Here is a 15,832-nt window from a genome sequence, read left to right on the forward strand (position 1 = left end):
TACAAAACGAAAAAAGCGCTGATAGCTTTCGCCACCAGCGCTCGATATTCTTTCTCTAGGCTTACTTGTGGTAAGGCTTAGACAGCTCGTGTACCGCCTCGACAAACACGCCAGCATTTTCTGGTGGCACATCTAGATGGATGCCATGACCTAGGTTGAACACGTGGCCAGTACCTGCGTCACCAAAGCCTTCCAGGATAGTCGCGACTTCTTCACGAATGCGTTCAGGTGAAGCATATAGCATTGATGGGTCCATGTTACCTTGTAGAGCGACCTTATCACCCACGCGCTTAACAGCGTCTTGAATATTAATAGTCCAGTCTAGACCTACTGCATCACAGCCCGTTGCTGCGATTTGCTCTAACCACATGCCGCCATTCTTAGTAAATAGAGTCACAGGCACGCGGCGACCGTCGTTCTCACGGATCAGACCATCAACAATTTTATGCATGTATTGCAGCGAGAATAGGTTGTAATCACGAGGAGTCAGTACACCACCCCATGTATCAAATACCATGACTGATTGAGCACCTGCTTTGATTTGCGCGTTTAGGTATTCAATAACGCTGTCCGCTAGCTTATCCAGAAGTAGGTGCAGCGTTTGTGGCTCTGCATACATCATTTTCTTAATCTTAGTGAAGGCTTTTGAGCTACCGCCTTCAACCATGTAAGTTGCCAGTGTCCAAGGGCTACCAGAGAAACCAATCAGCGGAACGTCACCGTTTAGGTCTTTACGGATTTGACGCACTGCATTCATCACGTATTGCAGCTCACCTTCTGGATCAGGGATACCGATCTTCTCTACATCCGCTTTACAGGTAATTGGCTTGCCAAATACCGGGCCTTCGCCAGCAGCAAAGCGTAGATCTAGACCCATAGCATCTGGAATAGTCAGGATATCGGAGAATAGAATTGCAGCATCAAGAGGGAAACGGCGTAGTGGCTGAAGAGTAACCTCAGACGCAAGCTCCGCATTCTTACACAATGACATAAAGTCTCCTGCTTCAGCACGCGTTGCTTTGTATTCTGGTAGGTAACGACCTGCTTGGCGCATCATCCAAACCGGTGTGTAATCTACTGGTTGCTTCAATAGAGCGCGTAGATAGCGATCGTTTTTCAATTCAGTCATTGCTTATTATCCATTTCTGCTTTGTCTCAGAGTGTGGCGTATTCTAGCACCATTTTGAGTATTAACCCCACCCGCTTTGCAAGCGAGATCATGTTATTGATGAATAAAATACAACTTAGGTTGCCTATACCATAACCACATGTTAAAAATTTGTTCGCTAGCGAAAACTACAACTATATACTGAACATATAGTGTTCAGAAATCTCATAACGACATCTTACTTACCCCCTCCGTACCCGGAGGGTTTTTTTTATCTTTTTTACGCTAATTTTCTTTGCTTGCGAGCTCTACCGTCGTCTCGATCAACTCGCGAGCGATCGTCCCTTTTGGCGCAACCTCTGGTAACTCATCAACCTTAAACCAAGCCGCATCTGAGAGTTCGCTATAATCCGGTTTGACCTCACCTGAATCGTAATCAGCCAAGAAACCCATCATCATGCTCGATGGAAACGCCCAAGGCTGACTGCCGTGGTAACGAACATTAGTCACGGTTATACCTGTCTCCTCAAGCACCTCTCTTGCGACACATTGCTCTAGGGTTTCACCAACTTCTAAAAATCCTGCAATCACCGTGTACATGTTGCCCTTATGCCTTGGATGCTGTGCGAGCAAGATAGAATCCCCTTTTCGCACCGCGACAATAATACAAGGGAAAATACGAGGATAATGAAGGGTGCGACAATCACCGCACTGCATTGCTAATTGATTGTGGTTGAGGTGGTTGCGACCACCGCATTGCGGGCAGAAGCGCATGGTCTGGCTCATATGGCCAAACTGTATCGCCCGGCTAATCAAGAGAAACAACTCTTTAGAGAAGTCGAGCAGCTCACGCAGCGAGACCATCTCAAAACGTTCTTCAAACTCTGGACTAAGTTCAACCTCAGCCTCATCAAGCCACAGCACCGCTCGATTTTGATAAGTCCCTATCTTCCGGCCATTGACCGAGCCTAAGCCAAGCTCTACTTGATTTCCGAGTGGAAGCTCTCCATCAATCAGTGCGACATCGCTACCATTGACGATACACCAGTAAGCTGGCGCACCAATATTTTTATTACTTTTTTTTAACATCATGGCGTCTCTTGCTTGCAGTCCTGCCATTTTACTGGCAATCTAAATTCATACCACTACTGCCATTTGATTAACAGTAATGGTCTGTGAAATATCACAATTTAGACATTTTGTTAGACGGACTTTCGATCGCTTGCCGATCCGATCATGAGGGACATGGTCATGCTAAACAAATTCAAACAAGTACAAGAACAATGGGGCGGCTCAAGTGAGGTTATTGACCACTGGCTAGAAACACGCCAAGCACTGATCGTCGAATACTGTAAGCTCGGTTCCCTTCAACCTGCTCATGCCCAGTCCAATGTGGTTGAGCTTCCATCTCCAAAAGAAATCAGCTCTTTCTGCAATCATGTAGTCGACTACATCTCCGAAGGTCATTTCAGGATCTACGATATGGTGATGGAAAAGTGGCAAGCTACCGGGTTTAAGACCAACGAAGAGATCGACGCTACTTATGGCAAAATCGTTCTCACCACAGAGCCTCTATTAGAATTTAACGACAAGTATGTCAAAGTCACTGCCGATGATGAGCTACCGAGCTTTGAGCAAGATATGTCAGTTGTCGGTGAACTGCTTGAGCTTCGCTTTGAGGTCGAAGACAAACTGATCCAGCTCATTGCGGATAGTCTAGCGATCCCTCCAGGTGCGTAGAGCTAGAGAGCTAGAGAGCTAGAGAGCTAGAGAGCTAGAAGATATATTGAGGGTTGGCGTGAGAACGTCGACCCTTTTTTTGCAAAAGAGAACCAGACTAGAGACTAGAGACTAGAGACTAGAGACTAGAGACTAGAGACTAGAGACTAGAGACTAGAGACTAGAGACTAGAGACTAGAGAATTTTGTAGGTTGGACGTTTAACGTCAACACTTTTTGGTGCAATAGATTAAAGAATCTAGATATCTAGTTTTCTAGAAGCAAAGCGCTCTTCAGGACGAAGTCCGTTGTAGTTTTCTGCTGTTTAGAAAACAAAAAGGCATCCCGAAGGATGCCTTTTTTCATTCTAAACGAACAGTCGTTAGAGCTTATTCGTCAGAAGAGAAGCCTGCATTTAGAAGTGCAGCTAGGTTGTCAGTAGCTTGTTCAGCTGAAGGACCTTCTTGCTCTTCTTCGCGCTTAGCTTGACGATCTTGGTGGTATGCGAAACCAGTACCAGCAGGGATCAGACGACCAACAATTACGTTCTCTTTCAGACCACGTAGGTCATCACGCTTACCAGAAACTGCAGCTTCTGTTAGTACGCGAGTTGTCTCCTGGAACGATGCCGCAGAGATGAACGATTCAGTTGCTAGAGATGCTTTAGTAATACCTAGTAGTTCGCGTTCGAAGCGTACTAGTTCTTTACCTTCCGCTTCTAGAGCGCGGTTAGCAATCTTAACTTGTGAGTATTCAACTTGCTCGCCAGGTAGGAACTCAGAGTCACCAGCGTGCGTAATAGTACACTTACGTAGCATTTGACGAACGATAGTCTCGATGTGCTTATCGTTAATCTTTACGCCTTGTAGACGGTAAACTTCTTGAACCTCGTTCGCGATGTACTGAGTCACAGCGTGGATACCACGTAGACGCAGGATGTCATGTGGAGTCTCTGGACCATCAGCGATTACATCACCACGTTCAACCTTCTCACCTTCAAATACGTTTAGTTGACGGTGCTTAGGAATCATCTCTTCGTAATTATCACCGCCTTCGCGAGTGATGACTAGACGACGCTTACCTTTCGTTTCTTTACCGAAGCTCACAGTACCTGTGTGCTCAGCAAGGATCGCAGGCTCTTTAGGCTTACGAGCTTCGAATAGGTCTGCTACGCGTGGTAGACCACCGGTGATATCTTTGTTACCGCCAGATTTCTGAGGGATACGAGATAGTGTGTCACCAATGCCAACTTCTGCGCCATCTTCGATGTTTACAATCGCCTTACCAGGTAGGAAGTAGTGAGCTGGCATTTCAGTACCAGGGATCATTACATCGTTACCTTGCTCATCAACAAGTTTGATTGCTGGACGCATATCTTTACCTGCTGCTGGGCGAGCTGCCGCGTCAGTTACCTCAGAAGACGATAGACCTGTTAGGTCATCAGTCTGACGAGATACTGTTACGCCATCGATCATGTCAACGAATTGGATACGACCTGCCACTTCAGTGATGATTGGCATGGTGTGCGCTTCCCAGTTAGCTACTGTATCACCAGCAGTAACTGCATCGTTGTCGCCTTTGCTTAACAAAGAACCGTAAGGAAGTTTGTGCTTCTCTTTCGTACGACCGAATTCATCAATGATAGTTAGCTCAGAAGCACGAGACGTGATTACTAGCTTGCCATCTTTGTTGATTACGAACTTAGCGTTGTGAAGCTTAACGGTACCCGTAGTCTTAGCTTGGATGCTGTTCTCTGCTGCTGCAGTAGAAGCCGCACCACCGATGTGGAACGTACGCATCGTAAGCTGTGTACCCGGCTCACCGATAGACTGAGCAGCGATTACACCAACTGCTTCACCTTGGTTCACTAGGTGACCACGTGCTAGGTCACGGCCGTAACACTGTGCACAACAACCGAAGTCTGCGTCACACGTTACAACTGAACGTACTTTGATATGGTCGACAGAGTTGTCTTCCATAATCTGACACCACTTCTCATCAATTAGAGTGTTACGTGGGATCAGTACGTCTTCTGTACCTGGCTTAAGAACGTCTTCAGCGATTACACGACCAAGAGCTAGCTCAGAAAGTGGAACTTTAACGTCACCACCTTCGATGTGAGGCATCATGTCGATACCTTCGTGCGTGCCACAGTCATGCTCGTGTACTACAACGTCTTGAGCAACGTCTACTAGACGACGAGTTAGGTAACCCGAGTTCGCTGTTTTCAGTGCTGTATCCGCAAGACCCTTACGAGCACCGTGCGTTGAGATAAAGTACTGAAGTACGTTTAGACCTTCTTTAAAGTTCGCAGTGATCGGCGTTTCGATGATAGAACCATCTGGACGCGCCATCAGACCACGCATACCCGCTAGCTGACGAATCTGTGCAGCAGAACCACGAGCACCTGAGTCGGCCATCATGTAAATGCTGTTGAACGATTCTTGCTGCTCTTCTTCACCATCGCGGTTAACAACAGTTTCAGAAGAAAGGTTATCCATCATTGCTTTCGCAACACGGTCGTTCGTAGACGCCCAGATATCGATAACTTTGTTGTAGCGCTCACCTGCAGTTACAAGACCTGATTGGAATTGATCCTGGATTTCGCGTACTTCTTCTTCAGCAGATTCGATCTCGTCGTACTTCGCCTGAGGTACAACCATATCGTCGATACCAACAGATACACCAGACAGTGCCGCGTATGCGAAACCGGTGTACATGATTTGGTCAGCAAAGATTACTGTGTCTTTCAAACCTAGCTTACGGTATGCCTCGTTAAGTAGGTGAGAGATTTGCTTCTTACCTAGCTTCTGGTTAACGATGCTGAATGGTAGGCCAGATGGAACGATTTGCCATAGCATTGCACGACCGATAGTTGTATCAACCATCTTAGTCTCAGTTGTGCTGTTACCGTCTTCATCAACTACAGTTTCAGTAATACGTACTTTAACGCGTGCGTGTAGTTCAGCGCTCTTAGTGCGGTATGCCTTCTCAGCCTCTTCTGGGCCAGCAAGGTACATGCCTTCACCTTTCACGTTGATCTTGTCACGTGTCATGTAGTAAAGACCCAATACAACGTCCTGAGAAGGTACGATGATCGGATCACCTGACGCTGGCGACAGAATGTTGTTTGTCGACATCATCAGAGTACGAGCTTCAAGCTGTGCTTCTAGAGTTAGAGGCACGTGTACCGCCATTTGGTCACCATCGAAGTCGGCGTTGTACGCTGCACACACAAGTGGGTGTAGCTGGATCGCTTTACCTTCGATTAGCACTGGTTCAAACGCTTGGATACCTAGACGGTGAAGTGTAGGTGCACGGTTAAGCAGTACTGGGTGTTCGCGGATAACTTCGTCTAGGATATCCCAAACGATCGCTTCTTCACGCTCTACCATCTTCTTAGCAGCTTTGATTGTCGTCGCCATGCCACGAGTTTCTAGCTTGCTGTAGATGAATGGTTTGAATAGCTCTAGTGCCATCTTCTTAGGAAGACCACACTGGTGCAGACGAAGGTATGGACCTACTGTGATTACAGAACGGCCAGAGTAGTCTACACGCTTACCTAGTAGGTTCTGACGGAAACGACCTTGCTTACCCTTGATCATATCAGCAAGAGATTTCAGAGGACGCTTGTTCGAACCCGTGATCGCACGACCGCGACGACCGTTATCTAGAAGGGCATCAACAGACTCTTGCAGCATACGCTTTTCGTTACGTACGATGATGTCTGGAGCCGCTAGCTCTAGTAGACGCTTCAAACGGTTGTTACGGTTGATAACGCGACGGTATAGGTCGTTCAGATCAGAAGTCGCAAAACGACCGCCATCTAGTGGTACTAGAGGACGTAGATCTGGCGGAAGTACCGGAAGCACAGTTAGGATCATCCACTCAGGGTTGTTACCTGACGCGATGAACGCTTCAACAAGCTTCAGACGCTTAGTGATTTTCTTACGCTTAGTTTCAGAGTTTGTAGACTCTAGCTCTTCGCGCATTTCTTCTGCTTCTTGGTGCATGTCCATAGTAGACAGCAGATCTTTGATCGCTTCAGCACCCATTTTAGCAGTGAACTCATCACCCCACTCTTCTAGGCGGTCAAGATACTCTTCTTCAGTAAGCATCTGTGACTTCTCTAGGTCAGTCATACCCGGCTCTGTTACTACGTACATTTCGAAGTAAAGAACACGCTCGATATCACGTAGAGGGATATCCATTAGTAGACCGATACGAGACGGCAGTGATTTTAGGAACCAGATGTGAGCAACTGGTGAAGCAAGCTCGATGTGGCCCATACGGTCACGACGAACTTTAGTTTGTGTAACTTCTACGCCACACTTCTCACAGATAACACCACGGTGTTTCAGACGCTTATATTTGCCACAAAGACATTCGTAGTCTTTAACTGGACCAAAGATACGCGCACAGAACAGACCATCACGCTCAGGTTTGAACGTACGGTAGTTAATTGTCTCAGGCTTTTTAACTTCACCGAAAGACCATGAACGGATCATGTCAGGTGAAGATAGACCGATTTTGATTGCATCAAATTCTTCGGTCTTATGCTGCGCTTTTAGAAAGTTTAATAAGTCTTTCACAATCAGCTCCTGTAAGGAGTTAAAAGGGGCTCACCCGCAAAAGTGAGCACCTTCAACCAAATAATCAGCTTTCTTTTAATAGAAAGAGATTACTCTTCGTCTTCTAGCTCGATGTTGATACCTAGCGAGCGGATCTCTTTCAACAGTACGTTGAACGATTCTGGCATGCCAGGTTCCATGCTATGGTTTCCATCGACGATGTTCTTATACATCTTCGTACGGCCGTTAACGTCATCCGACTTAACAGTTAGCATTTCTTGAAGCGTGTAAGCAGCACCGTATGCTTCTAGTGCCCATACTTCCATCTCACCGAAACGCTGACCACCGAACTGAGCTTTACCACCAAGTGGTTGCTGAGTTACTAGGCTGTAAGAACCAGTAGAACGTGCGTGCATCTTGTCATCAACAAGGTGGTTCAGTTTCAGCATGTACATGTAACCAACAGTTACAGGACGCTCAAACGCATCACCTGTGCGACCATCAAACAGCGTTAGCTGACCAGATTCTGGTAGGTCACCTAGTTTTAGAAGCTCTTTGATTGATTTCTCAGAAGCACCGTCAAATACCGGAGTAGCAATCGGTAGACCGCCACGTAGGTTCTTAATCAGAGTACGAACTTCGTCATCTGTTAGAGACGCGATGTCTACAGTCTGACGAGTATCACCAAGATCGTAAACCTTCTGTAGGAACTCACGGAACTTAGCCAGTTCTTGTTGTTCCTTAACCATTTGGTTGATCTTGTCACCGATACCTTTCGCTGCCAGACCTAAGTGTACTTCTAGGATCTGACCGATGTTCATACGAGATGGTACACCCAGTGGGTTTAGCACGATGTCTACAGGCTGACCTTTCTCATCGTAAGGCATGTCTTCAACAGGGTTGATCTTAGAGATAACACCCTTGTTACCGTGACGACCCGCCATCTTATCACCAGGTTGGATACGACGTTTAACCGCAAGGTAAACCTTAACGATCTTCAGTACGCCCGGTGCTAAGTCATCACCCTGAGTGATCTTGCGACGTTTAGTTTCGAACTTCTTATCAAAGTCAGCTTTTAGCTCGTCCCACTGCTCTGCTAGTTGTTCTAGCTGAGTTTGTAGTGCGTCATCTTCAACAGATAGCTCTAGCCACTTCTTACGGTCAACTGAGTCCAATTTCGCTTCAGAGTAACCGCCTTCAAGCAATACAGCTTTAACACGGTTTAGAAGACCACCTTCAAGAATCTGGAATTCTTCTGTCAGGTCTTTCTTCGCTTCTTTCAGCTGCATTTGCTCGATTTCAAGCGCACGCTTGTCTTTCTCTACGCCATCGCGAGTGAAGACTTGAACATCGATGATCGTACCTGAAACAGAGTTTGGTACACGTAGAGACGTGTCTTTAACATCCGATGCTTTTTCACCGAAGATTGCGCGTAGTAGCTTCTCTTCAGGAGTCAGTTGAGTTTCACCCTTAGGTGTCACTTTACCAACTAGGATGTCGCCACCCTTAACTTCAGCACCAATGTAAACAACACCTGACTCGTCTAGTTTAGACAGAGCAGATTCACCTACGTTTGGAATATCAGCTGTGATCTCTTCAGAACCCAGCTTAGTATCACGCGCCACACAAGATAGCTCTTGAATGTGGATAGTTGTGAAACGGTCTTCCTGAACAACACGCTCAGATACAAGGATTGAATCCTCGAAGTTATAACCATTCCAAGGCATGAACGCGATACGCATGTTCTGACCAAGCGCTAGCTCACCAAGATCTGTTGAAGGACCATCAGCAAGAACGTCACCACGTGCTACTGGCTCACCAGGTAGTACAGTTGGGCGCTGGTTGATACATGTATTCTGGTTAGAACGTGTGTACTTAGTCAGGTTGTAGATGTCGATACCGGCTTCGCCTGGTACTAGCTCGTCTTCGTTAACTTTAACTACGATACGAGAAGCATCTACTGATTGGATAGTACCGCCACGTTTAGCAACAGCAGTTACACCTGAGTCAACAGCGATGTTACGCTCGATACCAGTACCAACTAGCGGCTTATCTGCCTTAAGCGTTGGAACTGCCTGACGTTGCATGTTCGCACCCATCAATGCACGGTTCGCATCATCGTGTTCTAGGAACGGGATAAGCGAGGCAGCGATCGATACGACTTGGTTTGTAGCAACGTCCATGTAGTCAACGTGTTCGCGAGGGTGAAGACCAGATTCACCTTTCTGACGAGCTGTGATTAGCTCATCTGCAAACGTACCTTCTTCTGTAAGAACGGTGTTTGCCTGCGCGATGACGAATTGACCTTCTTGGATAGCCGATAGGTAATCAACTTCGTCTGTTACTACGCCATCTACTACGCGACGGTATGGAGTCTCTAGGAAACCGTACTCGTTACAACGCGCAAACGCAGATAGTGAGTTAATCAGACCGATGTTTGGACCTTCAGGAGTTTCGATAGGACATAGACGACCGTAGTGTGTTACGTGTACGTCACGTACTTCGAAGCCAGCACGCTCACGAGTTAGACCGCCAGGACCCAATGCAGAAATACGACGCTTGTGCGTTACTTCTGAAAGCGGGTTGTTTTGGTCCATGAACTGAGACAGCTGTGAAGAGCCAAAGAATTCTTTAACTGCTGCAGAGATTGGCTTAGCGTTGATTAGGTCTTGAGGCATGATTGCATCAAGATCACCAAGGCTTAGGCGCTCTTTAACGGCACGTTCTACACGAACTAGACCAACACGGAATTGGTTTTCTGCCATTTCACCAACAGAACGGATACGACGGTTGCCAAGGTGGTCGATATCGTCCACTTCGCCTTTACCGTTACGGATCGCGATCAGTTTCTTCATTACAGCGATGATGTCAGTTTCGTCAAGGATACCTTGCTCACCTGCATCTTCACGCTCGATAGAGCTGTTGAACTTCATACGGCCAACAGTCGATAGGTCGTAGCGCTCTTCTGAGAAGAATAGGCTTTCGAATAGAGCTTCTGCTGCTTCTTTCGTTGGTGGCTCACCAGGGCGCATCATGCGGTAGATTTCTACTAGTGCTGAGATGCGATCAACTGTGCTGTCGACACGCAGTGTGTCAGACATGAATGGACCGTGGTCTAGGTCATTCGTGAACAGTACTTCTAGCGCTTTGTGGCCAGCTTGAGAAAGGTTAGCTAGAGCTTCTAGGCTAATTTCTTGGTTTGCGCCAACAATGATCTCGCCAGTTGCTTCGTTGATGTAATCTTTCGATGCAACTTTACCTACGATGTACTCTACTGGTACTTCGATGTGCTCAACGCCATCTTTTTCAAGTTGACGGATGTGGCGAGCTGTTACGCGACGACCAGTCTCAACGTAAGTTTTGCCGTTTGCTTCAATGTCGAATGACGCAGTTTCACCGCGTAGACGATCTGGAACCAATTCCATTAGTAGAGTTTGGTCTTTCACTTCGAAGTTCACTTTTTCGAAGAACAGATCCAGGATCTCTTCAGTCGACTTACCAAGTGCACGAAGGATGATTGAAGCAGGTAGCTTACGACGACGGTCGATACGAACGTACAGGTTATCCTTAGGATCAAACTCGAAATCAAGCCATGAACCACGGTAAGGAATAACACGTGCGTTATATAATACTTTACCTGATGAGTGAGTCTTACCTTTATCGCTGTCGAAGAACACGCCTGGGCTTCGGTGCAGCTGAGATACGATAACACGCTCAGTACCATTGATTACAAAGGTACCATTGTCTGTCATAAGCGGAATTTCGCCCATGTAGACTTCTTGTTCTTTAATGTCTTTTACGGTGCCTGCTGGTGCATCTTTATCAAAGATAACTAGGCGCAGTTTTACACGTAGTGGCTTTGAGTACGTTACACCACGAATTTGACATTCTTTAACGTCAAATACTGGCTCACCAAGACGGTAGCTAACGTATTGCAGCTCAGAGTTGCCGTTGTAGCTCTGGATTGGGAATACAGAACGGAAAGCAGCTTCAAGACCGTATTGACCCTCTGGATCCTGTTCGATGAATTTATCGAAAGAATCAAGCTGGATCGATAGCAGGTATGGAATGTCCAAAACTTGTGGACGAGTACCAAAGTCCTTACGGATGCGCTTTTTCTCGGTATAAGAGTAAACCATGGGGTTCCTCAGCTCGCTGATAAGTGACCCAAACTACCCAAAAACCTCGCCTGAGGGGGTAGTGACTAACGACTGTTTATTGTAGTGACCGCTCATTTCTGAAAAATGAAACGGGTTTTGCTCAGAACCAGGTGACTAAACAGCGGAAAATTCACCAGACCCCTACAGCGCAAAAAGGCCGGTGGTTATTTAACCACCAGCCATTAGCCTTTCGGCTAAGAAATTAAGTAATAATTACTTAACTTCAACAGAAGCGCCTGCTTCTTCTAGCTGTGCTTTAAGAGCTTCAGCTTCAGCTTTGTCAACGCCTTCTTTTAGAGGAGCTGGAGCTGAGTCTACAAGACCTTTAGCTTCTTTCAGGCCAAGACCTGTAGCGCCACGTACTGCTTTGATTACAGCAACTTTGTTACCGCCAGCAGCAGTTAGGATTACGTCAAATTCAGTTTGCTCAGCAGCAGCTTCGCCACCAGCAGCACCGCCAGCTACAACAGCAGCTGCAGCAGATACGCCGAATTTTTCTTCCATAGCTTCGATAAGCTCAACAACTTGCATTACAGACATTTCTGCAACTGCGTCTAGGATTTGCTCGTTAGTAATAGACATAACAATTCTCTTTTAAATCAACAATAAGTATATTTTGCAACCAGTAGAAAGCAAGGCAGATTAAGCCGCAGCTTCTTCTTTTTGGTCGCGTAGTGCAGCGATAGTACGTACCAGCTTGCCTGCAGAAGCTTCTTTCATGCACATCATTAGGCGTGCGATAGCTTCGTCGTAAGTTGGTAGTGTCGCTAGTACTTCAGCATCAGTTACTGCGCCTTCAAATGCAGCAGCTTTGATCTCGAAATCTTTGTTCTCTTTAGCGAAGTCTTTGAAAAGACGCGCTGCAGCACCTGGGTGCTCGTTAGAGAACGCGATTAGAGTAGGACCAGTGAAAGTGTCAGTAAGACACTCGTAGTCTGTACCCTGAACCGCACGGCGTGCTAGTGTGTTACGCACAACTTTCATGTAAACACCCGCTTCGCGAGCTTGTTTACGTAGAGAAGTCATTGCGCCAACTTCAACGCCACGAGAATCAGCTACAACTGCAGAAAGTGCACCAGCGGCTGCTTCGTTGACTTCAGCAACAATTGCTTTTTTGTCTTGAAGGTTTAAAGCCATTTTGGATTTACTCCTGGTTGTCGTTACACCACTCACTATCATCACGACAGTGAGAGTAATTTAGGTGCAGTCCCAGAAGAAAGAATCTATTTACATAAATTGCTTTCTGTCAGTTCGGGCACCATCTACGTAGGTTTTATTAAGTCTTAACCAATTAAGATTCAGACGCCTACGGTCTTGGACGGAGACTGGGTCATAATTCATATCAAACCGAAAAACAGTTTAAAGAACCAAAGTTCAGCCCCAACCACAAATATTAGGCGCAAAATTATACACTAATTTTGCACCTAAGCAAATTGAATTAGCTAGCTTGAGTGTTCAGGCTCGCTTGATCAACAGCAACACCAGCACCCATAGTAGTAGAGATGCTTACTTTCTTCAGGAAAGTACCTTTCGCTGAAGACGGCTTAGCTTTCTTAAGAGCGATTAGAAGAGACTCTAGGTTCTCTTTTAGTTGCTCAGCAGAGAAAGATGCTTTACCGATAGTAGTGTGGATGATGCCGTTTTTGTCGTTACGGTAACGAACCTGACCAGCTTTAGCGTTCTTAACTGCTTCAGCAACGTTAGGAGTTACAGTACCAACTTTAGGGTTTGGCATTAGACCGCGTGGACCTAGGATAGTACCTAGTTGACCTACAACGCGCATTGCATCTGGAGAAGCAACAACTACGTCAAAGTTCATTTCGCCCTTCTTCACTTGCTCAGCAAGATCTTCCATACCAACGATATCTGCGCCAGCTTCTTTAGCTGCTTCTGCGTTTGCACCTTGAGTGAACACAGCAACGCGGATTTCACGGCCAGTACCGTGAGGTAGTACAGTTGCACCACGTACGTTTTGGTCAGATTTACGAGCATCGATGCCAAGGTTAACAGCAACGTCTACAGACTCAACGAATTTAGCAGTAGCTAGTTCTTGTAGAAGAGCAACAGCTTCGTTGATTTCGTATTCTTTAGTTACGTCAACTTTTTCGCGGATTACGCGCATGCGCTTAGTTAGTTTAGCCATGTTATTAACCCTCTACCACTAGGCCCATTGAACGAGCAGTACCAGCGATTGAACGCTTCATTGCTTCGATGTCAGCACCAGTCATATCAGCAGCTTTAGTTTCTGCGATTTCTTGGATTTGAGCGTCAGTTACAGTACCCACTTTTTCAGTGTTTGGACGACCAGAACCAGACTTAACGCCAGCAGCTTTCTTAAGAAGAACAGCAGCAGGTGGAGTCTTAGTTACGAACGTGAAAGAACGGTCGTTGTATACTGTGATAACAACAGGAGTCGGTAGACCTTTCTCAATAGATTCTGTTTTTGCGTTGAACGCTTTACAGAATTCCATGATGTTCACACCGTGTTGACCTAGAGCAGGACCAACCGGTGGCGACGGGTTTGCCATACCAGCTGCAACTTGCAGTTTGATATAAGCTTCAACTTTCTTAGCCATGATATTTCCTAATTTTGGGTTCAGACGCCAACCGCTAGGTCAGCTCCCCGTATTTCATAAAAATCTTTTTACAGACTTGCTGTAAAAAGGCGCGAAATTATAAGCATAATTCGCGCCTTAAACAACCCTAAAAAGGTGGTTTTTTATACTCTTTTTAGCGAACACCTTGTGCAGAACTTATCCACAACTTGCTCACTACAATTGAGTCTTAGTCTAGTTTTTCAACTTGACCGAATTCAAGCTCAACTGGTGTTGCACGACCAAAGATCGATACAGACACTTTCAGGCGGCTCTTCTCGTAATCCACTTCTTCAACGGTACCGTTGAAGTCAGCAAATGGACCTTCGTTAACACGAACCACTTCACCAGCTTCGTACATAGTACGTGGACGCGGTGCTTCACTCGCTTTCTCAAGACGGTTCAGGATTGCGTCAGCTTCTTTATCAGTGATAGGTGCTGGACGATCAGAGGTACCACCAATGAAGCCCATAACACGAGGAATACTGCGAACTAGGTGCCATGATTCATCGTTCATGATCATTTGAACCAGTACGTAGCCAGGGAAGAATTTACGCTCAGATTTACGGCGTTGACCCGCACGCATCTCTACAACTTCTTCCGTTGGTACTAGTACTTCACCAAACAGTTCTTCCATGTTGTGCATTTTAATATGTTCGCGTAGAGATTGTGCTACACGACCTTCAAAGCCAGAAAAAGCTTGAACTACATACCAACGTTTTTTTGGAGCTTCACTCATGAATCAGAACCCTCTATACCCCAGTCGCAAATGCAACAAGACGAACCATAATGCCGTCAATGCCCCATAGCGCTAGAGCCATAACAATACTTACAGCCAATACGATCAATGTTGTTTGCATCGTTTCTTGACGCGTAGGCCAAACCACTTTGCGAACTTCCATGCGAGATTCGCGTGCGAAATTGATCGCGGCTTTACCTTTTGTTGTTGTTGCAGCCACACCAAGTGCAGCAGCGATAAGAACAACAACACCTGCAGCACGGATAACTACAGACATTTCACCATACAGGTAATTACCCACAACAGCGGCTGCTAGCAGAGCAAAAGCGACAATCCACTTAAAAATGTCTGCACCGCTTGAGCTTTCAGGAGCTTCAGCATTTGCTTTCATAAAACCAACCTGTGATAAGTCTTAAATATAGACGACAACAACCCCGCCGTTGCAGGGCTAACTCTAAATTGAAGTTTAACCTATAGAAGGAAAAACAACATTTACCTTAGCGATCAAGAATTTACTTAACCAAAACTCGACGCCAAAACAAGAAAATATTAATAGTAATAATAGCCTCTTGTTTCAGCGCAGAAAAAGGGCATCAAATGATGCCCTTTTTACTAGTGTCTCGTCAAATCTTATTCAAAGATTTTCAGAAGCCTTCGATTAATTCTTATGAATTAGTCAAAGATCTTAGCAACAACACCAGCACCTACAGTACGGCCACCTTCGCGGATTGCGAAACGTAGACCTTCGTCCATAGCGATTGGAGCGATTAGTTCAACAGTCATTTGAACGTTGTCACCTGGCATTACCATTTCTACGCCTTCTGGAAGCTGGATGTCACCAGTTACGTCCGTAGTACGGAAGTAGAACTGTGGACGGTAGCCTTTGAAGAAAGGAGTGTGACGGCCGCCTTCGTCTTTAGAAAGTACGTATACTTCAGACTC

General features: G+C 46.1%; 12 protein-coding genes. 1 reads left to right on the plus strand and 11 read right to left on the minus strand.

Going from position 1 to position 15,832, the window contains the following annotated elements; translation table 11 throughout:
• Nucleotides 1-61: 61 nt before the first annotated feature.
• Both hemE and nudC read right to left on the minus strand, forming a co-directional pair.
• Nucleotides 62-1,129 (minus strand): uroporphyrinogen decarboxylase, encoded by a 1,068-nt coding sequence (gene hemE / locus DPF91_RS19010; RefSeq protein WP_117236026.1) that lies wholly within the window; start codon nt 1,127-1,129, stop codon nt 62-64.
• 264 nt (nt 1,130-1,393) lie between these two features.
• On the minus strand, nt 1,394-2,197 hold the full coding sequence (gene nudC, locus DPF91_RS19015; protein WP_117236038.1) for an NAD(+) diphosphatase: 804 nt from the start codon (nt 2,195-2,197) through the stop codon (nt 1,394-1,396).
• Between the two features lie 156 nt (nt 2,198-2,353).
• Between nudC and rsd the strand changes: the two genes are divergently transcribed.
• Nucleotides 2,354-2,848 (plus strand): sigma D regulator, encoded by a 495-nt coding sequence (gene rsd / locus DPF91_RS19020; protein WP_117236027.1) that lies wholly within the window; start codon nt 2,354-2,356, stop codon nt 2,846-2,848.
• A gap of 367 nt (nt 2,849-3,215) precedes the next feature.
• On the opposite strand, the gene rpoC is transcribed toward rsd, so the two are convergent.
• The 9 genes from rpoC to DPF91_RS19065 all read right to left on the minus strand — a co-directional run.
• The gene (gene rpoC / locus DPF91_RS19025; protein WP_117236028.1) at nt 3,216-7,418 is read right to left on the minus strand and encodes a DNA-directed RNA polymerase subunit beta'; all 4,203 of its coding nucleotides are present in this window, start codon (nt 7,416-7,418) and stop codon (nt 3,216-3,218) included.
• A gap of 89 nt (nt 7,419-7,507) precedes the next feature.
• Nucleotides 7,508-11,536: a DNA-directed RNA polymerase subunit beta gene (gene rpoB, locus DPF91_RS19030; protein ID WP_117236029.1), complete on the minus strand. Its 4,029-nt coding sequence runs from the start codon at nt 11,534-11,536 to the stop codon at nt 7,508-7,510.
• Between the two features lie 234 nt (nt 11,537-11,770).
• Entirely contained in the window at nt 11,771-12,139 is a 369-nt protein-coding gene (gene rplL, locus DPF91_RS19035) for a 50S ribosomal protein L7/L12 (protein WP_031493851.1), read from the minus strand.
• Between the two features lie 60 nt (nt 12,140-12,199).
• A complete protein-coding gene (gene rplJ, locus DPF91_RS19040; RefSeq protein WP_117236030.1) occupies nt 12,200-12,694 on the minus strand; it encodes a 50S ribosomal protein L10 in 495 nt (164 codons plus the stop codon).
• A 301-nt stretch (nt 12,695-12,995) separates the two neighbouring features.
• The gene (gene rplA, locus DPF91_RS19045; protein WP_117236031.1) at nt 12,996-13,700 is read right to left on the minus strand and encodes a 50S ribosomal protein L1; all 705 of its coding nucleotides are present in this window, start codon (nt 13,698-13,700) and stop codon (nt 12,996-12,998) included.
• 4 nt (nt 13,701-13,704) lie between these two features.
• A complete protein-coding gene (gene rplK, locus DPF91_RS19050; protein WP_008078231.1) occupies nt 13,705-14,133 on the minus strand; it encodes a 50S ribosomal protein L11 in 429 nt (142 codons plus the stop codon).
• Between the two features lie 208 nt (nt 14,134-14,341).
• Nucleotides 14,342-14,890 (minus strand): transcription termination/antitermination protein NusG, encoded by a 549-nt coding sequence (gene nusG / locus DPF91_RS19055; protein ID WP_117236032.1) that lies wholly within the window; start codon nt 14,888-14,890, stop codon nt 14,342-14,344.
• Between the two features lie 13 nt (nt 14,891-14,903).
• Nucleotides 14,904-15,281 carry a preprotein translocase subunit SecE gene (gene secE, locus DPF91_RS19060; RefSeq protein ID WP_117236033.1) on the minus strand — a complete coding sequence of 126 codons (378 nt, stop codon included), beginning with the start codon at nt 15,279-15,281 and terminating at the stop codon, nt 14,904-14,906.
• A 281-nt stretch (nt 15,282-15,562) separates the two neighbouring features.
• On the minus strand, nt 15,563-15,832 hold a 270-nt coding region (locus tag DPF91_RS19065), incomplete at its 5' end, for an EF-Tu C-terminal domain-related protein (protein WP_476756192.1).

The organism is Vibrio maerlii (assembly GCF_003415655.1).
In the GTDB taxonomy this organism is placed as follows: domain Bacteria; phylum Pseudomonadota; class Gammaproteobacteria; order Enterobacterales; family Vibrionaceae; genus Vibrio; species Vibrio maerlii.

What these genes read in the sequence shown, in the direction of transcription:
- hemE (WP_117236026.1), bottom strand. Translation starts at nt 1,129, where the DNA reads ATGACTGAATTGAAAAACGATCGCTATCTACGCGCTCTATTGAAGCAA.
- nudC (WP_117236038.1), bottom strand. Translation starts at nt 2,197, where the DNA reads ATGTTAAAAAAAAGTAATAAAAATATTGGTGCGCCAGCTTACTGGTGT.
- rsd (WP_117236027.1), top strand. Translation starts at nt 2,354, where the DNA reads ATGGTCATGCTAAACAAATTCAAACAAGTACAAGAACAATGGGGCGGC.
- rpoB (WP_117236029.1), bottom strand. Translation starts at nt 11,536, where the DNA reads ATGGTTTACTCTTATACCGAGAAAAAGCGCATCCGTAAGGACTTTGGT.
- rplL (WP_031493851.1), bottom strand. Translation starts at nt 12,139, where the DNA reads ATGTCTATTACTAACGAGCAAATCCTAGACGCAGTTGCAGAAATGTCT.
- rplJ (WP_117236030.1), bottom strand. Translation starts at nt 12,694, where the DNA reads ATGGCTTTAAACCTTCAAGACAAAAAAGCAATTGTTGCTGAAGTCAAC.
- rplA (WP_117236031.1), bottom strand. Translation starts at nt 13,700, where the DNA reads ATGGCTAAACTAACTAAGCGCATGCGCGTAATCCGCGAAAAAGTTGAC.
- rplK (WP_008078231.1), bottom strand. Translation starts at nt 14,133, where the DNA reads ATGGCTAAGAAAGTTGAAGCTTATATCAAACTGCAAGTTGCAGCTGGT.
- nusG (WP_117236032.1), bottom strand. Translation starts at nt 14,890, where the DNA reads ATGAGTGAAGCTCCAAAAAAACGTTGGTATGTAGTTCAAGCTTTTTCT.
- secE (WP_117236033.1), bottom strand. Translation starts at nt 15,281, where the DNA reads ATGAAAGCAAATGCTGAAGCTCCTGAAAGCTCAAGCGGTGCAGACATT.